This is a genomic window from Polaromonas sp. P1_E12 (assembly GCF_056405975.1).
Map to the genome: position 1 here is coordinate 145,933 of NZ_JBFUBB010000010.1, position 19,521 is coordinate 165,453.

At 61.9% G+C, this 19,521-nt stretch carries 19 protein-coding genes and 1 pseudogene; 9 read left to right on the top strand and 11 right to left on the bottom strand.

Features of this window, described 5'->3' with window-relative positions; all coding sequences use genetic code 11:
• Positions 1 to 6 precede the first annotated feature (6 nt).
• Complete coding sequence (locus AC1D13_RS22880) at positions 7 to 834, bottom strand: hypothetical protein (protein WP_477690340.1); 828 nt, start codon at positions 832 to 834, stop codon at positions 7 to 9.
• Positions 835 to 1,156: 322 nt separating this feature from the next.
• On the opposite strand from AC1D13_RS22880, the gene AC1D13_RS22885 reads away from it, so the two are divergent.
• Positions 1,157 to 2,602 carry a DHA2 family efflux MFS transporter permease subunit gene (locus tag AC1D13_RS22885; protein WP_477690341.1) on the top strand — a complete coding sequence of 482 codons (1,446 nt, stop codon included), beginning with the start codon at positions 1,157 to 1,159 and terminating at the stop codon, positions 2,600 to 2,602.
• Between the two features lie 118 nt (positions 2,603 to 2,720).
• Here the strand turns inward: AC1D13_RS22885 and AC1D13_RS22890 are convergent, their stop codons facing one another.
• Positions 2,721 to 2,963, bottom strand: coding sequence for a hypothetical protein (locus tag AC1D13_RS22890; RefSeq protein ID WP_477648985.1), 243 nt, complete (start codon positions 2,961 to 2,963; stop codon positions 2,721 to 2,723).
• A gap of 127 nt (positions 2,964 to 3,090) precedes the next feature.
• On the opposite strand from AC1D13_RS22890, the gene AC1D13_RS22895 reads away from it, so the two are divergent.
• The 5 genes from AC1D13_RS22895 to AC1D13_RS22915 all read left to right on the top strand — a co-directional run bounded on the left by AC1D13_RS22895 (position 3,091) and on the right by AC1D13_RS22915 (position 5,127).
• Complete coding sequence (locus tag AC1D13_RS22895; protein WP_457282123.1) at positions 3,091 to 3,267, top strand: DUF3606 domain-containing protein; 177 nt, start codon at positions 3,091 to 3,093, stop codon at positions 3,265 to 3,267.
• Between the two features lie 86 nt (positions 3,268 to 3,353).
• On the top strand, positions 3,354 to 3,791 hold the full coding sequence (locus AC1D13_RS22900; protein ID WP_477690342.1) for a hypothetical protein: 438 nt from the start codon (positions 3,354 to 3,356) through the stop codon (positions 3,789 to 3,791).
• Positions 3,788 to 4,162 carry a GFA family protein gene (locus AC1D13_RS22905; protein WP_477668189.1) on the top strand — a complete coding sequence of 125 codons (375 nt, stop codon included), beginning with the start codon at positions 3,788 to 3,790 and terminating at the stop codon, positions 4,160 to 4,162. The genes AC1D13_RS22900 and AC1D13_RS22905 overlap by 4 nt, the downstream gene beginning before the upstream one ends.
• Positions 4,163 to 4,244: 82 nt before the next feature.
• A complete protein-coding gene (locus tag AC1D13_RS22910; RefSeq protein ID WP_457282120.1) occupies positions 4,245 to 4,628 on the top strand; it encodes an ArsR/SmtB family transcription factor in 384 nt (127 codons plus the stop codon).
• Positions 4,615 to 5,127: an SRPBCC family protein gene (locus AC1D13_RS22915; RefSeq protein WP_477690343.1), complete on the top strand. Its 513-nt coding sequence runs from the start codon at positions 4,615 to 4,617 to the stop codon at positions 5,125 to 5,127. Before AC1D13_RS22910 ends, AC1D13_RS22915 begins: the two co-directional genes overlap by 14 nt.
• Positions 5,128 to 5,140: 13 nt before the next feature.
• Here AC1D13_RS22915 and AC1D13_RS22920 read toward each other — a convergent pair whose 3' ends face one another.
• Complete coding sequence (locus AC1D13_RS22920; RefSeq protein WP_457282270.1) at positions 5,141 to 5,371, bottom strand: SlyX family protein; 231 nt, start codon at positions 5,369 to 5,371, stop codon at positions 5,141 to 5,143.
• A 362-nt stretch (positions 5,372 to 5,733) separates the two neighbouring features.
• Here AC1D13_RS22920 and AC1D13_RS22925 point away from each other — a divergent pair, with 362 nt between their 5' ends.
• Positions 5,734 to 8,481, top strand: coding sequence for a hypothetical protein (locus AC1D13_RS22925; RefSeq protein ID WP_477690344.1), 2,748 nt, complete (start codon positions 5,734 to 5,736; stop codon positions 8,479 to 8,481).
• A 116-nt stretch (positions 8,482 to 8,597) separates the two neighbouring features.
• Here the strand turns inward: AC1D13_RS22925 and AC1D13_RS22930 are convergent, their stop codons facing one another.
• The 6 genes from AC1D13_RS22930 to AC1D13_RS22955 form a co-directional block, all read right to left on the bottom strand.
• The gene (locus AC1D13_RS22930; protein WP_477690345.1) at positions 8,598 to 9,611 is read right to left on the bottom strand and encodes a lysylphosphatidylglycerol synthase domain-containing protein; all 1,014 of its coding nucleotides are present in this window, start codon (positions 9,609 to 9,611) and stop codon (positions 8,598 to 8,600) included.
• 78 nt (positions 9,612 to 9,689) lie between these two features.
• Entirely contained in the window at positions 9,690 to 11,129 is a 1,440-nt protein-coding gene (locus tag AC1D13_RS22935; RefSeq protein ID WP_477690346.1) for an amidase, read from the bottom strand.
• The gene (locus tag AC1D13_RS22940) at positions 11,126 to 11,812 is read right to left on the bottom strand and encodes an amino acid ABC transporter permease (RefSeq protein ID WP_477690347.1); all 687 of its coding nucleotides are present in this window, start codon (positions 11,810 to 11,812) and stop codon (positions 11,126 to 11,128) included. The genes AC1D13_RS22935 and AC1D13_RS22940 overlap by 4 nt, the downstream gene beginning before the upstream one ends.
• On the bottom strand, positions 11,809 to 12,465 hold the full coding sequence (locus tag AC1D13_RS22945) for an amino acid ABC transporter permease (protein ID WP_477690348.1): 657 nt from the start codon (positions 12,463 to 12,465) through the stop codon (positions 11,809 to 11,811). The genes AC1D13_RS22940 and AC1D13_RS22945 overlap by 4 nt, the downstream gene beginning before the upstream one ends.
• On the bottom strand, positions 12,465 to 13,262 hold the full coding sequence (locus AC1D13_RS22950) for an amino acid ABC transporter ATP-binding protein (RefSeq protein WP_477690349.1): 798 nt from the start codon (positions 13,260 to 13,262) through the stop codon (positions 12,465 to 12,467). Before AC1D13_RS22950 ends, AC1D13_RS22945 begins: the two co-directional genes overlap by 1 nt.
• A 63-nt stretch (positions 13,263 to 13,325) precedes the next feature.
• Positions 13,326 to 14,192 carry a substrate-binding periplasmic protein gene (locus AC1D13_RS22955; RefSeq protein ID WP_457282112.1) on the bottom strand — a complete coding sequence of 289 codons (867 nt, stop codon included), beginning with the start codon at positions 14,190 to 14,192 and terminating at the stop codon, positions 13,326 to 13,328.
• Between the two features lie 102 nt (positions 14,193 to 14,294).
• Between AC1D13_RS22955 and AC1D13_RS22960 the strand changes: the two genes are divergently transcribed.
• Positions 14,295 to 15,443 (top strand): GlxA family transcriptional regulator, encoded by a 1,149-nt coding sequence (locus AC1D13_RS22960; RefSeq protein WP_477690350.1) that lies wholly within the window; start codon positions 14,295 to 14,297, stop codon positions 15,441 to 15,443.
• Here the strand turns inward: AC1D13_RS22960 and AC1D13_RS22965 are convergent.
• Positions 15,367 to 16,815, bottom strand: coding sequence for a sensor histidine kinase (locus AC1D13_RS22965; protein WP_477690351.1), 1,449 nt, complete (start codon positions 16,813 to 16,815; stop codon positions 15,367 to 15,369). The two genes, AC1D13_RS22960 and AC1D13_RS22965, sit on opposite strands and share 77 nt — an antisense overlap.
• 552 nt (positions 16,816 to 17,367) lie before the next feature.
• On the opposite strand from AC1D13_RS22965, the pseudogene AC1D13_RS22970 reads away from it, so the two are divergent.
• Positions 17,368 to 17,655, top strand: a pseudogene (locus AC1D13_RS22970) (LysR substrate-binding domain-containing protein); the annotation flags it as partial.
• A gap of 266 nt (positions 17,656 to 17,921) precedes the next feature.
• Here the strand turns inward: AC1D13_RS22970 and AC1D13_RS22975 are convergent.
• Positions 17,922 to 19,445 (bottom strand): hypothetical protein, encoded by a 1,524-nt coding sequence (locus AC1D13_RS22975; protein ID WP_477690352.1) that lies wholly within the window; start codon positions 19,443 to 19,445, stop codon positions 17,922 to 17,924.
• Between the last annotated feature and the right edge of the window lie 76 nt (positions 19,446 to 19,521).

Consider the following 19,521-nt stretch of genomic DNA (forward strand, 5'->3'; position numbering starts at 1 on the left):
GAAACCTCAGAAGCGCACTTTCAGGAAAGCCGAGGGACCCTTGAGCTTGACGCGAAAGCGGGCGTTGCTGCTGTCGCGGTGCAGGTCGATATCGGTCAGGCCATAGTCCAGCACCACGCCCACATTCTTCAGGGGAAACCATTCCACACCCACCGCGGCGTTATAAATCTCCCCGCGTACGCTGCCGCCGGTTTTCTTCACGCCGGAGGCATCGGCAAACAGTCGCAGGTCAGGGCTGATGGCGTGGCGCACGCCGATCTCGAGCAGCGGCGCCACGGCGTCGTCGCTGTAGCTTTCGTTGATGGCGCCGGTGGTGGCCCCCACCGCAGCCGTGGCGCGCAAGTCCAGGTTGGCGCGGTAGTAGGCAGCGCCTGCACCCAGGCCCAGCACGGTGTTGCCGGAACCCAGCCACCACTTGTAGGCCAGCTTGGCAAAGTCCAGCTTCACGTCCAGATTGGCGGTGCCCGTGGTGGTCACGGTGCCGCTGCCCACATTGGTGTTGCTGACCAGCGAATCCGAGTAGCCGCGCTTGAACTGGTAGTAGTCGAGCGACAGCCCCTGGCTGTCAAACAGCAGTACGTCGGCCTTGATGCGCGGCATGGTCACACTGCTGCGGTTCACATCGCCGGAATCCAGCCGGCCGAAACGGGTGTCCACTGCCGCGTTGAAGGTCGGGTCTGCATGAAAGGCGCCGATGGAAAGGCTGGCGCGGTCCAGTGCGGGCGAAGGGTCTGCCAGTGCCGGCAAGGCCACGAGGCCGGCGCCGCCCAGCACGGCGAGGCTCGCAAATCTGGCGGCGCGGGTTGCCCGGCCGGAGGGTGGGGTCAAAAGCATGAGGAGTCCCATGGGAAAGGTCAGCGGCCTGTGTGGGGTGCCAGGATGCCGGGAGGGCCACGGTGCTCCCGTTTCCTGACAGCTAAATTAGCCAGCCGAACTCCCGGTTTCTATCCGCCAAATCCCGCTGCGTTTGTAGGACACAGGCACCCCGCACCGCTCCTGCGGCGTGTTCATCATAAAAATGATCTCCAGAACAATATGAACGCGCGCGACCAGCTATTGATTTGATAGCATCCGGGTTTGCGAACCAGACGAGCCTCATGAATTGATTCCGCTGATCACACCGATCAACCTTCATTGAACCAGGGAGAAACCGCCGATGACACACAACATGGAAACCCGAAAGCGCTGGTGGGCACTGGTGGTGCTCTGCCTGGGCGTGCTGATGATCGTGCTCGACACCACCATCGTGAATGTGGCACTGCCTTCCATCCGCACCGACCTCGGTTTCACCGAAACCTCGCTCGTCTGGGTGGTGAACGCCTACATGCTGACCTTCGGCGGTTTTTTGCTGCTGGGCGGCCGGCTGGGCGATCTGTACGGCCAGCGCAGGCTGTTCCTGGCGGGGCTCACGCTGTTCACCGTGGCCTCGCTGGCCTGCGGCCTGGCCAATTCGCAGGTGCTGCTCGTGGTGGCCCGCGCGGTGCAGGGCCTGGGCGGCGCGGTGGTGTCGGCGATTTCGCTGTCGCTCATCATGAACCTCTTCACTGAACCGGCCGAGCGCGCCAAGGCCATGGGGGTCTACGGCTTTGTCTGTGCCGGCGGCGGCAGCATTGGTGTGCTGCTGGGCGGCGTGCTGACCGATTCGCTCAACTGGCACTGGATCTTTTTGGTCAACCTGCCCATAGGCGGCGCCGTGTTTGCGCTGTGCCTGTTCCTGCTGCCCGGCGGCAAGGGGCAGGCCACCGGCGCGCGGCTTGACGTGTGGGGCGCCGTCACCGTCACCACCGCGCTGATGCTGGCGGTCTACGGCATCGTCAATGGAAACGAAGCCGGGTGGCTGTCAGGCCAGACGCTCGGTTTGCTGGGCGTTGCCGCGGTGCTGATGGCGATCTTCCTGGCCATCGAGGCCAGGGTCTCGACGCCGCTGGTGCCGCTGGGCCTTTTCCGCCTGCGCAACGTCGCCACCGCCAACGTGGTCGGCGTACTGTGGGCCGCGGCCATGTTTGCCTGGTTCTTTATTTCGGCGCTGTATATGCAACTGGTGCTGGGCTACAGCGCCCTGCAGGTCGGCCTGGGCTTTTTGCCCGCCAACCTGATCATGGCCGCGTTCTCGCTGGGCCTGTCGGCCAAAATCGTCATGCGTTTCGGCATACGCGCACCGCTGTCTGCCGGCCTGCTGCTGGCCGCCCTGGGCCTGGCCTTGTTCGCGCGTGCGCCGGTGGGCGGCGGCTTTGTGCTCGACGTGTTGCCCGGCATGCTGCTGCTGGGGCTGGGGGCCGGCATGGCCTTCAACCCGGTGTTGCTGGCCGCCATGAGCGACGTGGACCCGGCCGAGTCCGGCATTGCCTCGGGTGTGGTCAATACGTCTTTCATGATGGGCGGCGCGCTGGGGCTGGCGGTGCTGGCCAGCCTGGCGGCGGCGCGTACCGGTTCGCTGGCCGGTGCGGGTGCCGATGCCGTGGTGTCGCTCAACGGCGGCTACCAGCTGGCGTTTGTCATCGGTGCGGTGTTTGCGGCCTGCGCCGCCTTGCTGGGCGCCGTGCTGCTTCGCACGGGCGCTGCAGTGCCGGGTGCGCACCCGGCGACGGAAGCCGGCGGCTAGCCACGGCTGGTTTATGCATCAAACTGGCCTTCAGCCCAATAGATAAAAGCGCAAGCAGCTATTAATTTGGTAGCGGATTGACAGGGGCGGCGGCGTGGGTCCGCCGCCCGCAGGGTGATCAGTAAACCCCGAACAGGGCGCGAATCTCGTCGCCGGCGGTGCGACCGTGTTTCTGGCTTTTGTACTTGTCGCCGATGTCTGCGCACTTTTCCATGATCAGCAGGGTGAACTCCTGCAACTCCGGCGTCAGCGCGTCGCCTTCCGTCATGGCACCGGCCAGTTTGGCCAGGTTCACGAGCTGGCGGTCGCTGATGGAGCCGATGGAAAAGTCTGAAGGCTTGAAATCCGGTGGAAGTGACATGGCGTGCACCTGGAGCTGGAGATGTCAGCCGGTGTCAGAAAGTGGACTGCCTGCGTGACGGGTTTTGTCCTACAGGGTACCCCAGACATTTCGTCCTAGCATTCGTTTTTTCCCTAGGAGATGCGTCATGGCAGACGACACAACTAAAACCGGTGTGGACCGCAGGTTCATCGCCTTGGGGCAGGACTATGAAGTTCGCGACTGGACCAAAACCCTGGGCTGCACCGAGCAGCAGCTGCGCGAGGCCGTCAAGGCTGTCGGCAATTCAGCCTCCGCCGTGCGCCAGTACCTGGGTAAAAAATAGCGTCATCTCAAGGGGCAGCGGTTGGCGCCTTCCCCATCACCATTGCGCGTGATTCGCGCCGGTACAAGCATGAAAGAAGGCACAGCATGGCAAAAAGCAGCATTGCGGGTGGCAGCATTCCGCCCGAACAGTGGATGCGCGGAAAAGACACACAGTCGCTCGGCCCGGGCGACAGTTCAGACACCGGCAGCGACACGCTAGGTGCCTACAGCGAAGAGGAACTGGCCAGCGACAGCGACGCTGCCGGTACCGGCGAGCGTGCCGGTGTCATCGGCGATGAGCGACCTGATGCCGACATCCTGCCCGACCGGACAATGGACGAGGCCGACTTCCTGGAAGAAGGGGAAGGCGCCCGTGATGAAGACCCGGAAGCAAGGGGCGAGGAGGGCGAAGCTACCTGGGCCGCAGGCGGTGCAGAGGAAATTGCCGGCGTCCTGGCCGATGAAGATGAAGAGGATGAAGAAGATGACGAATACGGGGAAGGTGAAGACGGCGATGCAACAGTTCGTGGAGGTGGCGCATGACGATCACAGGAAGCTGCCACTGCGGCAAAAACGCCTTTCGCATTGACGGCGAAATCCCCGCGCAGCTGACGCGCTGCACCTGCTCGTTTTGCGCCAGGCGCGGTGCGCTGCTGGCGTACTACACACCCGGGCAGTTCCACGTCACCACCCCCACGGATGGCGACGCCATCTACCGCTGGCAGACCAAGCTGGTAGACCACCACTTCTGCGCCGAATGCGGCGTGTCCACCTATTCAGACAGCCCGGCATTCGAGATGGACGGCAGCTGGGACGGCACCACCCGCCGCATCGGCGTCAATGCCCGCCTCTTTGACGGGTTCGACGCGGCCGAAGCACCCGTGACAGTGATCGACGGCAAGAACCTCTGGTAGTTGAGCCCCAAGGCAGGCGGTTGACATCCCGTTTTGACCGCCTTAATATAGCTAAACAGCTATATAAACGATTGGCCATGTAATGACCCCAGACACCCTCAACAAGGCGTTCGCCGCCCTCGCGGACCCGACCCGCCGCGCCATCGTCGCCCGGCTTGCTTCCGGCGAAGCCACGGTCAATGAACTCGCGGCCCCCTTCGACATGACGCAGCCCTCCATCTCGAAACACCTGAAGGTGCTGGAACGGGCGGGCTTGATCTCTCGCGGACGTGCGGCGCAAACCCGGCCGTGCCGCCTGGAGGCCGCACCCCTGAAAGAAGTCGCCAGCTGGATGGCGCTGTACCGCAATGTCTGGGAAGACAGCTTCGACAGGCTCGATGCGTTTTTGCAGCCGGACACATCCACGTCATCAGCCCAGTCAACTCAATCAACCTCTGCAAAAGGAAAGAAACATGCCCGCAAATGACAGCAAGGCAGCCATGGCTTCCCCCTTCCTGATCGACCGCGTATTCAAGGCCCCGCGTGAGCGCGTCTGGAAAGCATGGAGCGAAGCCGGCAACATCCAGCAATGGTGGGGGCCCAAGGGCTGCACCGTCGACCTGCTGCGTTTCGAGTTCAGGCCCGGCGGGTTTTTTCACTACGCCATGAAGTTTCCGGGCGCACCCACGATGTGGGGCCGGTTCAATTACCGTGAAATAGCCGAGGGTGAACGCATCGTGTGGCTGAACTCGTTTGCCAATGAACACTGCGGCATTGCGCGCGCACCGTTCAGCGAAGCCTGCCCCCTGGAAATAGAAAACACCGTGACCTTCACCGAGAAGAACGGAAGCACCATCGTGGCATTGCGCGCACAACCCTTCGGTGAGCTTGCGGCTGAACGCCAGTACTTTGAAGAGTTGAAGCCGTCGCTCACGCAAGGCTACGGCGGCACCCTCGACCAGCTCGCCGCCCATCTCGGCGTCTGAGCAGCGGGCAGGCCTAGAAGTGCGGCGGCAACTCGTCGCGCAGGCTGCGGCCCACCGTCACATCGCCGTCGCGCACCGGGCCGGCTTTCAGTTCTGCCACCTCGCGCACCAGCGCATCAATTTGCTGCTGCTGCCGCACGATGACCTTGTCGAGCTGGTCCAGCAGGTCTTCGGTAAAGCTGGCCTTGATCTCCAGCGCCGTCAGGCGCTGGTCGGTTTGGGGTGTGTCGTTCGTCGGTTCCATGCCTGTATTGGACATGAAGTGCGCGGGGCAGGGTCCCCCATGCATTCCTGCGGCCTCCACAGCAACAGTTTACGCATCCTTTTGGCCTGCAGCCCTTGATGGTATTGCGCGACAAGCTATGCTATTGATAGCAAGATGGGCACCTGTCAAGTATCACTGGCGCCACTGCCACCCCGTCTGCCGGATGGCGCCACCGCCTGCGCGTTGCTTCGATACGATTTGTGGAAATAAGAGCCTTGTCTTTCCCGCACCGCCTGCCTAAGCTCGCCTGAGTCTTTGCAGGGCGTCGCGTTTCATGACAACGCCGGAGCCGTCTTCAAAGCCCATGCGGTAGCTGTGTTGTTTGCCCAAGGAGGCGAGATATGACCGAGCCAGGCACTGGAAACCCCGTCACACCGGAACAGGCGCAAGAACAAGCGCAGGAGCGGGCGCAAGAAGAAGAGCGCAAGGCCATTGATTTCCGGCGAGGTTTTGTTTACGCCAGCGGCACGGCGCCCCAGGAGTTGTGGGGCCTGGCCTTGTCGGGCGGCGGCATCCGCAGCGCCACCTTTTGCCTTGGCGTGTTGCAGGCACTGGCAAAAGCCGGGTTCAACCTCCCGGGAGAAAGCGGGCCCGAAAGCAGCCCCAAAGACAGGCAAAAGCCCTGGCCGCTGCTCGCCCGCTTTGACTTCCTCTCCACCGTAAGCGGGGGCGGGTATACCGGCAGTTTTTTCTCGGCCCTGTTTCGCCCCCGCGATCCCCTCACCCCTCCGGCGCCCCATACACCCCCTGCGCCGCCCGCACCCGAAGTGCTGGCCACCGAAGCCTACGAAGCACTCGCGACCGACCCGCCCGGCAGGCTGAGCAAGGTCCAGACCGCGCTCACCGAGATGCCTGACCGCCCCTTGCGCTGGCTGCGTGAAAACGGGCGTTACCTGGCACCGAACAACACCGGTGACTTTCTCTACGACATCGCCATTGCCATCCGCAACCTCTGTGCGGTGCATTACGTGATTGGCGTGACCTTGCTGACCATTTTCCTTTTGATGTTTGCCCTGCGTTACGGCAGCCTGCAGATTCCATGGGAGGGGTTTCATGCGCTGGGGCTTACGCTGGAATCCATGATGCAGCCCAGGCCTCCGCTGAAGGGCGGAGACATCTGGTTCAGCCCGTGGTTCGGTGTGCTGGGCATCTGGCTCGTGCTTGCGGTCATACCGTGTGGCGCGGCCTACTGGCTCGACCAGGACACCTCGCCTTCCGGCAGCAACACAAAAAAAGCGCTGCTGTCGGCCATTCCCGCACCGGCGCTGGCGGCTGCCGGCTTGCTGGCCGCGGGTGTGCTGGCTGCCTGCGTCATCTGGAGCCGGGTAGCGCCGCCGGCCGCCGGCGCCGGGTCACTGCTTGAGGCTGTTCCGGTACCTGTTTTGCTGCTGGTGCTGATCGATGTCATCCTGGCTTTTTCCCTGGGCGTGTTTTTTGTGGCGAAGTACCTTCCGCAGCAATCACCCGGGCTGTTTCGCAACCGCATCACACGGTGGCTCTCCAGGGTGTTGACGTACTCATTCATCATTGCCGTGCTGGCGCTGATTGAAACCGCGGGGCAGACGCTGTATCTCTGGCTGGCGACAAGCCAGTCAACGCCGCTGACCGTTTTCAGCGTGGCCGGCGTGGTCGCGGCCCTGGTGGCGGCCGTGAAGCAGTTTGCGCCGGTGCTGGCTCAGCCCGGAAAAGACGGCTTGCTCAGCAGGCTTCCGCTCAACACCCTGCTTGGCGCGGTCGGGCTGGCGCTGGCCCTGCTGCTGGCCGTGGCCTGGAACTGCGCGGCCGCGGCCCTGCTGTTTGGCATGCAGCCGCCGCTGCCGGGGCTTGGGCAGCTGATGATCGAATCCATGTTCACCACGGTCCGTTTTGGCGCGGACTCATCATGGGTCTGGCAATACTTCTACCCCGTCATCTCCATTGTGTTTTGCCTGACGGCTGTGGCGGTGGCGGGCTACTTTCTGGGGTTCATCAATTTGTCGAGCCTGCAGGTGATGTACGGCGCGCGCCTCACGCGTGCCTACCTGGGTGCGTCCAACAAGGCACGGTTTGAATCGGAACGCCCGAAGATGGACGTGACCGAAGCCGATGCGAGCGACGACTTCACGCGCGAGGCCTATTACCGCAACGACCACCTGGGTCCGGCCCACCTCATCAACGTGACCATCAATGCCACCACGGGCACCGGCGACCAGCTGACACAGCGGGACAGGCAGGGCCTGCCGCTGGCGGTCACGCCTGCGGGCATCACCGTGGACGGCAGGCTCTGGAATGCAAAGACCGGCAATTTTGCGGGCACGCAGGCCAAAGCCGCCAGGCGGGCGCCGCCCGAGCTGTCCATCGGCCAATGGGTGGGCGTGTCGGGCGCGGCATTTTCGACAGGGCTGGGCCGCGGCACCTCGCTGGGGCAGGCCATGCTTTTCACCATCACCAACATACGCCTGGGCTGGTGGTGGGACTCCGGCAAAAAGGACACCAAAACACCTTTTTTTCTATGGCGCAACCAGAGCTATCTGCAGTGCGAATTGCGGGCCCGCTTCCTGGGCACGGACGGCTCGCACTGGTACCTGAGCGACGGCGGGCACTTTGAGAACACCGGTGTCTTCGAGCTGTTGCGCAGGCGGGTGGAATTCATCGTCTGCTGCGATTGCGGCGCAGACCCGAACTACAGCTTTGAAGACCTTGCCAATCTGATGCGCCTGGCACGCATTGATTTCGGTGCCGAGTTTGAATGCGTCGGGCCGAGCGCGGTGCCACGGCTTGCACCCAATGCCGCCACACTCGCGCCCTATTTCGCCCGCGACGAGTCTGAACTGCGCCCGGCAACCGACCCGCTGGCGCCACTCGACGAAAAATGCGCACTGCTCTACCGCGTGCGCTATGCCAGCAGCCAGCCGGGCAAGCCCTCTGAAAGTATTTTGCTGGTGCTCAAGCCGCGTTTGATCAAGGGCGCGCCCCTTGACCTGTTTGAATACCAGACCAAAAAACCGTCGTTTCCGCAACAAACCACGTTTGACCAGTTCTTTGACGAAGCGCAGTGGGAAAGCTACCGGAAGCTGGGCGTGCTGATCGGCTCCCGCATATTCAGGTAGTGCGTGCGGCGCCTGGCCGGGTTTGCCGTACGGTGGCCTTGCCGGGCTGATTTGGCATTATTTTGGCCTGCGACCCTTTCTGGTATTGCGCGAGCAGCTACGTTATTGATAGCAACTCATGGCGAATGGGCATCCGCATGGGTTGACGCATACCGCTCCAGCAGCGCATACAGCACCAGCCCGCCCGCCAGCGGCAACAGATAGTAAAGCGCGCGGTAGGCCAGCACCGCGCCCATCAGCGCACCCTGCCGCACGCTGCCCGACAGCAGCGCCAGGTAGACCGCCTCCAGCACACCCAGCCCGCCGGGGATCGGCATGATCACCCCCACGATGGACGCCGCCATCAGCACGCCCAGTACCGTGGTGTAGGGCACTTGCTGGCCCAGCAGCAAATACATGGCCGCTCCCATCAGTGCCCAGTTGCTGGCTGAAATACCCAGCTGCACCAGGGCCAGCTGCGCAGAAGGCAGCTTCAGCCGCCGCCCGCGCACCCGCCACACGTGCCCGCGCGCCAACGCGCACGCCACCACGTAGCCCAGCGCAATCAGCACCATCACCACGCCCAGCAGGCGCAGGGCCGCGGCGCCAATGTGTGCCTGGCTGGGCGGCGCAATGGCGCCGGCGGCAAAGAGGCTCCCCGCCACCAGCCCATAGCCTAGCCAGTTGGTCGCAAGGCTCAAGCCCACGATCTGCGCAATGGTGGCTTCGTCCAGCCCGGCCCGCGCATACAGCCGCGCCCGCAACGCCACCCCGCCGACCAGCGAGCCCAGGTTCAGGTTAAAGGCGTAGCTGGTGACTGCAATGGCCCAGGTCTGCAGGCGCGGCAGCTTGTGGCGCGTGTGCTGCCGGCCTATCAGGTCAAAGCAGCCATACAGCGCATGGCTGGCCGTGGCCAGGCCCAGCACGGCAAGCAGCAAAAGAGGCGAGTAGCGCCGCAGCGTCTGCCAGGCGCCTTCCCAGTCCACCTTGTGGGCATGGGAAATCAGCAAACCCAGGACGACGATGCCCAGCGCAGGAAACACCCAGCGGCGGATGCGCGGCCACAGCGACGTTGCGGCTGCCGGGGACGTGCTGTCGGAAAGGTGAGCCGCAGTGCTGGGCATGATCAGTGCATTTTCAGCAAGGTGCAAAGCGAACTCCAGCCAGGCTGGCGCTGATTTTTGTAGGCGAAAACCGACGGCGGTCCACCACGCTGCAGCGCCGCCCTTTCAGCGCTCCAGCTCAAGGCCTGCGGGATACAGGCGGTTCCATGGCGTTGCCTTCTCAAACGCAAACGCCGCGCGCAATATCGTTGGCTCGGCGAACGGGCGCCCGATCACTTGAATCGAAACCGGAAGTCCGCCGTCAGACAGCCCTGCCGGAATGGCGACCGAGCACAGATCCAGCAGGTTCACAAAGCGGCCGAAGCGCGACAGTGGCGTGGTCAGTTCGTCGACCTCGCTGACGGGTATGGCGGTAATGGCGTTGGTCGGAAATACACAAACATCCACGCCGTCCATGGCGTCCAGCATCGCGGCTTTCGCAGACTCGCGGTCGCGCAGCAGGGTGATGTATTGGGCGGCCCCGATGTCCCGGCCCAGCATGATCCGCCGCTTGATGTTCGGGTCAAACTCCAGCTCATTGCGCTCGAAAAGCGTGCCGAGATTGGCATAGCCTTCGGCGCTCATCAGGCTGCCTGCAATGCGCATGGATTGCGCCAGGCTTTGCGGAAGCGGCTTGTCCACCAGGGTCATGCCAAGCCCGGTGAACACGGAAAGAGACCTGTCGTAAGCCTTCAGCACTTCCGGGTCCACGTCTTCGCGTTCAGCTTTTGGCAGGGTCCAGACCCGCATTCCCCTGACATCTTTTTCAATCTCTTTTGAAACCGAACGCGAGGGCGAAAAGCGGGATGCCGCGTCCTGCGGGTCAGGCCCCGCCAGCACGTCCAGCAGCGTCGCGCAATCCTTCACCGTTCGTGTGATGGGGCCCACTGTGTCATGCGTGGGGCACAGGTCAATCAGGCCGTAACGGCTGATCAGGCCATGCGTCGTTTTCAGCCCCACCAGCCCGCAGAGCCCGGCCGGAATGCGAACGGAGCCGCCGGTGTCCGTGCCCAGCGCTGCGCTGGCCATGCCCGCCGAAACCGCCACGGCCGAGCCGCTGCTGGAGCCGCCGGGCACACGGTGGGTTTCAAGGTCCCAAGGGTTCCAGGGTGTGCCCATGGAAGTATTGGTTCCCCAGCCGCCAAAGGCGAACTCCACCGTGTGTGTTTTCCCCAGCACGATGGCGCCGGCTGCCCTCAATCGGTCGACCACCGTCGCCGTGATGGTGGAGGTGCGCGGCGGAAGCGATCTGGAGCCCGCGGTGATGGCGTGGCCGTTAATTTCAAAAAGGTCTTTGACGGCAATGGTCACACCATGCAGCGGGCCCACCGTGAAGCCGGCCTGCCTGAGCTTGTCCAGGCCGCGGGCGGCCTGCAAGGCTTCATCTGCATAGAGGTCTACATAGGCGTGCAGCTTGGCGTCAAAGGCGTCTATGCGTGAGAGCTGGGTTTCGACCAGTGTTTCGCTGTTGGTCTCTCCGCTGGCCAGAGCCTCGAGCGTCTGCTCCATGGAAGCGTAGGCAAGCGGGGTGTTGGAGATATGGGAGGTATGGGCGGTGTCGGTCATGCAGCACCCATGACCCGCCGGCCGCGCGAGAGGCGCCTTTCCAGCGCCCGCGAAAGCATTGACAAGGGGAAAGCAATGGCAAAGTAGAAGGCGCCCACCAGCAGGAAGATGTGCAGGGGCAGGAAGAACTCGCTGGACATGGCCCGCGCCGTCAGCATCAGCTCGTCCGTGGCGATCAGTGCGCAAAGTGAGCTGTCTTTTAACAGCGCCACATAGGTGTTCAGCAAGGGTGGCAGCATGACGCGCAGCGCCTGGGGAAACACCACATGCATGAACACCTGGTGCGGCGCCAGGCCAACGGCCAGGGCTGCTTCGCGCTGCCCGCGGTGAATCGACTGCAGGCCTCCGCGCAAAATCTCGGCAACATAGGCCGCGCCGTGCAGGCCCAGCCCGACCACCCCGGCCCAGAAGCCCGGCAGCGTGAGGCCCAGCGGCGGCAGCGCAAAGTAGAGCGCCAGCAGCAGTGCGAGCAGGGGCACGGTGCGCACGAACTGGATGAAGAAGTTCGCGGCAAAACGCAGGGCCGGCCGGCCGCTGCGGATCATGGTCACCAGGGCCGCCCCCAGAACCAGGGCCATCACAAAGCCCGCAGATGACAGCTTTGCCGTTACCTTGGCCGCCTCTGCAAGGCGGGGAGCCCACTCGGGCCAGTATTGCAGGAAGACTGCAAAAAAGCTGTTCATCGCTTGTTCTCCATGCGGCTTTCGGCCTTGGCAAATCCCCAACTGACCGGCAGCACCATGGCCGCATACAACAGCATGGCGGCAAGATAGATCGAAGTGGTTTCAAAGGTAGAGGTCACCAGGTTCCTGGCAAAAAACATGATTTCCGGCGCGGCAATCGCAGAAGCGATGGACGTGTCTTTGAGCAGCTGGCTGGTGTAGTTGCCGAGGGATGGCCAAGTCACCCGCAGCATTTGTGGAAGAAGGATGTGAATCAGCGCCTGCCGCGGTGTCATTCCGACGGAAAGGGCGGCCTCGCGCTGGCCGGCGTGCAGGCACTTGAGCCCGGCGACAAACACGTCGCACAACACCGCCGCCCCAACCAGCCCCAGGCCCAAAATTGCCGCCACCAGCGGCGAGAGCCGTATGCCGACGGCCGCCAGCCCGAAATAGATTACGAAGAGGTGGGCCAATGCCGGAACGTTGCGCATCCATTCGATGTAGGCGGCAATGGCCAGCTTCAGCAAACGAAAGCGTGCGAAAGTGACTGTCACCGCCAGCAGCATTCCGCCCGCCAGCGCAATGACGAAAGCACCCAGGGCCACCACCGCGGCGGTAACCGCGCCACCCATCAGCACGGCGAGGATGCCCCCGAAAATTCCCAGCTGTTCCATCACCTGGCCAGCCCCGGGTTGTCCGCCACCTGGCCGAGAAAGCTGCGGGTGCGTTCCAGCTGCGGGTTGTTGATGACATCGACAGCGGGGCCCTGCTCAACAATGTGGCCGCCGTCCATGAAGATCACGCGGTCGGCCACGTCCCTGGCAAAGCGGATTTCGTGTGTGACCAGAATCATCGAGCGGCCTTCTTCGGCCAGCTCACGAATCACCGTGAGCACCTCGCCGACCAGCTCCGGGTCAAGCGCAGAGGTTGGCTCGTCAAACAGAATGAGCTTGGGCTGCTGGGCCAGGGCCCTGGCAATGGCCACGCGCTGCTGTTGCCCTCCGGACAAACGCTCCGGGTATTCATCGGCCTTGCTGGAAAGGTGAACCTTTTCCAGCATGGCGTCGGCCAGCTCATAGGCTTCGGGTTTCGACATGCCGCCGGCCTTGATGGAGCCCAGGGCCACGTTGTCGCGAACGTTCAGGTGCGGCCACAAGTAAAACAACTGGAACACCATGCCGATCTCGCGGCGCTGCGGTGCAAGTTCACGGTCATTCATGAAGCGGAACCCGCCGTGCCGGGTTGGCACCTGGCCGATTCGCTCGCCGTCAAGCACGATGGCGCCTTCGCCCGGCTGTTCCAGAAAATTCAGGCAGCGCAGGCAGGTCGACTTTCCGGAGCCGCTGGGCCCGATCAGCGAAAGGGTTTCGCCTTTACGCAGGTCAAAGGAAATCCCCTTGAGCACTTCGAGCGGGCCGTAGCTTTTTTTCAGCCCGTCGACTTTTAACAGGGTGTTGTTCATTGGATTCATTTTTTTGATGCAGGCAAACGTATGTGCACACACACGTTCGCCTGTATCCATGCTTCGAAGGGCTTACTTGCAGGACGGCAGTTTCCAGTCGGCGGGGCGGTCTACGCCGGCACGGAAGTTCTGGCCCACGGGCACATACCAGACGTCTTGCACCAGGCCGTATTTGCCGCCGATCTTTTTGAGCTCACAGCTCTGCCAGAGCTTGGCGATTTCCGCGTTCACGGCCTTGGCGAGTTCCGGGTTGTCCTTGTTCAGGCCAAACACCACCTGGCCCAGCCCGGTGAGCAGGGGGTAGTCCGGGTTGTTGTCAACAAAGGCGTTGAACTTGAGCTTCCACTGCGGGTTACGCGAAATGGCGTACTGCATCACGGGCGGGTCGCCGATGACGGCGTCGATGCGGCCGGCCAGCAGGTCGCGCACTGCCGCGTCGGATGTGTCATACATCGTCAGTTGCAGGCCGGTGATTTTGCGAAGCTCCGGAATGAACGAAAAACCGGTGATCGTGCCGACCTTTTTGCCTTCCAGGTCCTTCAGGTGCGACCAGTTGGTCTTGCTCGACTGGGTGATGCCGTTCTTGAAGTAATGGATCGGGTCGCTCAAGGTCATGATCTTCGAGCGCTGCTCGGTCCAGCCCATGGTGCCGGCCATCACGTCGACGCGTTTGGCCTGCACCGAAGCAATGGTGCCCGACCATTCCATGAGGGCGGGCTTGACCTTGAGCTTCACGGCCTCGGCCACGCGCTGAAGGATCTCGCCGTCGTAGCCAATCATGGCGCCGTCCTGGTAGCCGGTGCCCGGCATGTCACCAGTGAAGGCGATCGTCAACGCGTCTTTTTCAACGGTTTGCAAGGCCTGGGCGTTGGCAGCCGGCAGTACCGCCCCCGCGGCGAGAAGCATGCACAAGAGGCGTGCGGCGAATGTTTTTTTCATGAAAACTCCTGATGGTGGTTTAACGAAACTCTCACTGACGGGGTGGATGGTATGAAGCACCGTCAACTTGTCATAGGAAGCTTTGGCGTGTAAATTGAACGTATGCGACATTCGGGAAAATTACCTACGAAGGGCGCTTCTGCGCCCAAAGCTGCGGCGGCAAAGCGCGCAAAGCGTGCACCCGCGAAGGCCAACAGGGCGGCCGGCGTACAGGATGAGGGCAACCAGCTGGTGGACCGGCTTGACGCGGCCAAGGCCAAAACGCCTCCCAAAACCGGTGTGGAACTGCGGGTCGGTATTTTTCTGTGCCCGCGTTTTCCCCTGTTGTCGCTGGCGGGGCTATGCGATGCGCTGCGCCACGCCGCAGACCTGGGCGACCAGAGCCGACAGCTTCGCTGCACGTGGGCGGTGCTCAGCGCCGCCGGCGAGACCGTGGCCTCCAGCTGTGGCGTCGAAGTGGCCACGCTGCCCGCGGCTTCGTCGGACTGCAACTTTGATTACGTGGCTGTGATCGGAGGCTTGCTGCCCTTCATGAAAACGGCCGACCCTCGAGGTGTGAAGTTTCTGAACCACGCCGCAAAAGCCGGTGTGCCGTTGATCGGCATTTGCACCGGCAGCTTTGCGCTCGCGCGGCATGGGTTCATGCAAGGCCGCATGGCCTGTGTTCATCCCTTCCATGTCAATGACTGGAAGGAAGCCTTTCCCGATCTACCCTTCACCACCAACTGCGACTACATCTTTGATGGTGACCGGATCACCTGTGCGGGCGGTATCTCGATCATCGAGCTGGCCACCGAGCTGATTCGCCTGCACTGCGGCCCGGACCGCGCCGCCAAGGTCGTGCACCAGATGACGGTAACCCGCAAATCCGCCATCTCGCACGTCGCACGCCGGCGCGCCCTGGGCTATGCCTGTGCCGACAACGACAAGCTCCGCCAGGCCATTGTGCTGATGGAAAAGAACATCACCACGCCGCTGGAAATTTCCGTCATCGCCAAAATTGTGGATTCCAGCAGCCGGCAACTTGAACGGGTCTTTCTGGCAGAAACGGGCGCTTCCCCTTCAGGGTTTTACCGAAACTCCCGGCTGAAATACGGCCGGTGGCTGCTGACCTCAACCGACTCACCGGTGAGCACCATCGCCTACGAATGCGGCTTTGCCGATGCCTCGCACTTCATCCGGCACTTTCAACAGCTGTATGGTGTTTCGCCCGGGCGGCTGCGGAAGGCATTGCCTGCGATGGATGTGTAGGCCCAATCACAGGCCCAGGTACAGACCCGCGGGGAGTATCTGCGCTTTTCTCAACCTCTTCGTATCGGGGCAGCTCCACCCAGAAGACGCTGCCCCGCCCCCGGCGGTCTGTCATGCCCACGGGGTGCCCCAGCAGCTGGCTCAGGCGGTAGACGACCGCCAGCTCCAGCCCAAAGCCCTCGGCCATGCCCTGCTGCGGGATGCCTTCAGAGAAAGTCTGCTGGCGTTCACGCGCAACGCCCGTGCCTGTGTCCCACAGCTCTATGCGCCACTTGCCCCGGCGCGGCCGCGCGGCCAGCAACACACCGCCGCCATGCGTGTTGCGCAAGGCGTTCGACAGCAGGCAGCCCACCAGCCGCGTGAGCAGCACCGGGTCTGACACCGCCCGTCCCGCGGCGGTTCGGGTGCGCAGGCGCAGGCCTTTTTCGCGCGCCTGCGGCGTGTGCTCTTCGGCCAGCGTTTGGACCAGCGCGCCAAGGTCTACCGGCTGCAGGTGCACGCTCAGCGAAGCCGGTTCCAGCCCCGCCAGGCTGAACAGCGATTCAAACAGCTCGTCAATCTTGCGTGTCGAATCGCCAATCTTGCGCGCAATCTGCGCCGCGAACTCCGGCTCCGCCGTCAACCAGTCGGCATACGGGCCCAGCGCCTGCACGGGGTGGCGCAGCTCATGCGCGGCGCTGGCAATAAAGCTGCTCCGCACGGCCTCCGCCTCCGCCAGGGCCTGTTTTCGCTCCTCCAGAGCCTTGATCAGTTCCTGGCGGTCGAACTGCCGCTCCAGGCTGATGTGCTGGGCCCGGTACATGCGCCGGCCCGTCACATGGGCCACCCACAGGAAGACCAGCACCACCCCCATCTCCGCGCCGGTGTCGAGTACCGAAGAAACACCCCTCGTCAGGTCTATTCGCCAGGCCAGGGCCGCCAGCACCGAGGCACTCAAGCCGTTGCAGTACGCTGAGACGGTACGCAGGCTCGGCGGGCCCGAAGCCACCGCGACCACCGCGATGCCCCCCAGGATCATGATGCACACCAGCTGGTCTTCAATGGGGGCCTGGCGGTACACCACAAACATCAGCGAGCCCCAGACCACCGCGCTCAAGGGCCAGGCCCATCCAAGGAGGGACATGAACTCCCGCAGCGCCACCCCGTCGGCCTCCGCCAGGCGGTGGCGGTATGCATGCAGGATGGCATAACGCAGCAGCGTCATGGAGCAGGTGGCCAGGGTCCATACCCACAAGTCCCATGGCGCCACACGCCCATGCAGCATTGCCACCACCACCAGAATGATCAGCACGGCCGCATGCAGCGTAGGCTGCGCATTTTGCACAAACGTGCGGGCCAGCTGCACGCTGACCCAGGTCTCGCGTGGGGTCATCGAACGGCGCCTTCGGGGGCTGCTGGCGTGGTGGGCGTCATTGAGAGCGGATTCTTCTGTGAGCGGGGCGGGGTGCGGGCAACAACAATATCAGTGATTTTCCCTTGGGTACCGGGTGGGAAGAAGAGGGCGGGAGTGGGGCTTCTACCTAATATTTGGCTTACGGAATCTGCCCCGCCTTCGCTTGGGGAGGTCTTCATGAAGACCTTCTTTGCGAGGTAGCGGGAATTGCGGCGCGGCCGTCTGGCGGTGCGCCGTATTCCATTGGCTTCACGGCAGCCGGGGCATGAAAGTCTGGTTTTTGTTGCCCCGCCAGCCTTGTGCTGATCTTGCCAGTGTTGGCCGCGTTGGGCGAGCCGTCTTTGGTTGTCGTTGGGCGATGGTTACACAGGCGGAACGTGTACCTTTTTATTCATGGCTCGGATGTGCGGGGCCTAGTGCAAGCTGAAGTGCTCGCCACGGTGGCACCATGCGCAACTGGCCGCCGGCTTGCAACAGCCCGTCAACCTGGTCAATGCCACCCTCTAGCACGCCAGAGCCAACCGCCACGAATGGCAGACCTGGCTGCGCGGCGCCGATGTGCCCGACTTGCAGGGCGCGCGTGAGCAGCTGTTTGACACGGTGGACATGTGCGTGCAGAGCGCCGAGCGCGGCTTGGGCGTTGCGATTGCCGACGCTGCGCTGTTCACTGACTTGATCGCTTCGGGCAAGGTGGTGAAGCCCTTTGACATCGAGGTCGACAGCGGGAACGGTTATTTACTAACCTACCCGCCTCAGCGGCGGGAACAGCGGAGTATTCGGCTGTTTGAGGAGTGGATGTTGGGTGTGTTGCGGGGGTGAGGGTGCTCTTGCCCAAATGAGGGAATCTCGTATTGGCGTCCAGGCTGAGCGGGCTCGGCTGGCAGAGGTGTTCCGAAAGGCCGGCTCGCGCATTTCAGGTGAACCGCGGGAACGGTATTTAATTTTATTTGCCGAGTTGGGCAGTAGAGCTGACTAACGCTAATGTTCGATTGGCGATAGTCAGCCATTTCTCGGCCGGTCCGAGCGGCCCCCGCAAATCAACGCGATCCGTCCAATGTGTGGCTAGCTGATGGCTCGTCGTGTCTTCAAACTAATTTCAGCTTTGCCCCCATAGTGACATTTCCGGCGCCATCGGAAACTCCTGCAAGACCGTTCACCAAGTCAGCAACTCGCTTGAGTACACCAAACCGTGCGAGGGGAATGCGTGTGGTGTTCAATATACGGCCAGCCTGACCCGTGATCGCCACTTCGGCAATGCGCGCAAGCAGGAAATCCAGAATTTGACTGACTGGAAATTCCGCCTCGGGAAACGTTCGGAATGAAAAATCTTTGCCTTGTATATCGGCAATTCGGGATTCAAAAACTAATTCAAGGCGCGGCACGTCGAGGTTGATTCGGAACTCGATCTGCAGAGGATCTACAGACCCATCTGCCATGGCGCCTGCCGCCTCATATCGCACACAGCCGATCTTGATTCCGGCACCGCATTGAGCTGTTACATCAACCGGTGCATCAATGGTGAATCGGATTGGCCAAGTCGGGAACACTTTTAGTGAAAATCCTTGCTGCTTGAGAGCTGCCGTCAGCGAGTATCTCCAGTAAATAGGACCAAAAGACCCAGTATCTGAAGCGGTAATAGATGGTTTGACCACCCCGTTGAAATTCTGCTGAAGGAGCGTGATTGGAGTGAAGAGGAAAACGTCCCCCTGATGCAGTTTCTCTGGAACTGGAGGGCCGGGGGGATATTGGTTGGAGGGGGAATCGTCGTCCACACTGACGTTCACAAAGACGTCTTCCTCCGTGCGTTTCGGCTGCGTAGTTTTACCCTCATGGCCGGACCAGGCCTCAGTCGCGGTAGAGGTAGCCGTTGTGCGAATGCTGCCAGAGAAAGGCGATGTCGGGCAGTGTGAGAAGTCCAGTTCCGAAGTAGCTGTCAGCATCACCATATCGACGTCACAACGTATTCGAACATCGTCACCAAACTTTATCCCTACAAAGATTGACAGGAGATCTGGAAACTCCAGGGCTTGCACGACTGATTCACAGATCTCTGAACCTGAGAAGACCGAGATTGCTCGCAGGTATACACCAAGGTCTAGCCAATCATCTGGCTGGAACTTGAAAGAGGTCTCAAAAAATAATTTCAGAGTCTTGTCGTGTTCCCACTTTTTATCGGTTGACTTGACACCATGCTGATCGCTCACCATTACCAAGCGCATCCGTCGTTTTTCGAAAATTATCTGGGCGACAATTCGCTGAAAATCGATCACGATCACCGCAACTTCTTTTTGTTCGATGAAAATCGAAATAGCTATCTGCAATCCTGCGATCTCAATCGTAGGAAAGAACTCAGTGGGATTTTTTGGATTGGTGACGTTCGCAAAAATCAGCCTCAACGCCGACGTATCTATGTTGCCGGAGAAACGAGTATCCAGAGTGTGGAATCCTTCGTTTGCGGCAACCTGATTAATTACTTTATTAGCGAGATTGACCTGGTCAAGTAGTAATTTTTCGACAAGGGCTCGGGAAATCCCAATGCCGGCGTTGGGCGTACAAAATGGGGCAAGAAGTGTATTCGCTTGAGCGATATTTACGCTGGTTATTGGCATCGCGGTTCCCTTGAGTGAGTCGAAGTGTGCAAGCCATCGAGGCCGCAGATCTCCCCAAATTTGTCTCTTCAGTCCA

Bases quoted from the DNA above. Each gene is read 5' to 3' on its own strand.
- AC1D13_RS22880 (WP_477690340.1), bottom strand. From the start codon at position 834: ATGCTTTTGACCCCACCCTCCGGCCGGGCAACCCGCGCCGCCAGATTT.
- AC1D13_RS22885 (WP_477690341.1), top strand. From the start codon at position 1,157: ATGACACACAACATGGAAACCCGAAAGCGCTGGTGGGCACTGGTGGTG.
- AC1D13_RS22890 (WP_477648985.1), bottom strand. From the start codon at position 2,963: ATGTCACTTCCACCGGATTTCAAGCCTTCAGACTTTTCCATCGGCTCC.
- AC1D13_RS22895 (WP_457282123.1), top strand. From the start codon at position 3,091: ATGGCAGACGACACAACTAAAACCGGTGTGGACCGCAGGTTCATCGCC.
- AC1D13_RS22900 (WP_477690342.1), top strand. From the start codon at position 3,354: ATGGCAAAAAGCAGCATTGCGGGTGGCAGCATTCCGCCCGAACAGTGG.
- AC1D13_RS22905 (WP_477668189.1), top strand. From the start codon at position 3,788: ATGACGATCACAGGAAGCTGCCACTGCGGCAAAAACGCCTTTCGCATT.
- AC1D13_RS22910 (WP_457282120.1), top strand. From the start codon at position 4,245: ATGACCCCAGACACCCTCAACAAGGCGTTCGCCGCCCTCGCGGACCCG.
- AC1D13_RS22915 (WP_477690343.1), top strand. From the start codon at position 4,615: ATGCCCGCAAATGACAGCAAGGCAGCCATGGCTTCCCCCTTCCTGATC.
- AC1D13_RS22920 (WP_457282270.1), bottom strand. From the start codon at position 5,371: ATGGAACCGACGAACGACACACCCCAAACCGACCAGCGCCTGACGGCG.
- AC1D13_RS22925 (WP_477690344.1), top strand. From the start codon at position 5,734: ATGACCGAGCCAGGCACTGGAAACCCCGTCACACCGGAACAGGCGCAA.
- AC1D13_RS22935 (WP_477690346.1), bottom strand. From the start codon at position 11,129: ATGACCGACACCGCCCATACCTCCCATATCTCCAACACCCCGCTTGCC.
- AC1D13_RS22940 (WP_477690347.1), bottom strand. From the start codon at position 11,812: ATGAACAGCTTTTTTGCAGTCTTCCTGCAATACTGGCCCGAGTGGGCT.
- AC1D13_RS22945 (WP_477690348.1), bottom strand. From the start codon at position 12,465: ATGGAACAGCTGGGAATTTTCGGGGGCATCCTCGCCGTGCTGATGGGT.
- AC1D13_RS22950 (WP_477690349.1), bottom strand. From the start codon at position 13,262: ATGAATCCAATGAACAACACCCTGTTAAAAGTCGACGGGCTGAAAAAA.
- AC1D13_RS22955 (WP_457282112.1), bottom strand. From the start codon at position 14,192: ATGAAAAAAACATTCGCCGCACGCCTCTTGTGCATGCTTCTCGCCGCG.
- AC1D13_RS22960 (WP_477690350.1), top strand. From the start codon at position 14,295: ATGCGACATTCGGGAAAATTACCTACGAAGGGCGCTTCTGCGCCCAAA.
- AC1D13_RS22965 (WP_477690351.1), bottom strand. From the start codon at position 16,815: ATGACCCCACGCGAGACCTGGGTCAGCGTGCAGCTGGCCCGCACGTTT.
- AC1D13_RS22975 (WP_477690352.1), bottom strand. From the start codon at position 19,445: ATGCCAATAACCAGCGTAAATATCGCTCAAGCGAATACACTTCTTGCC.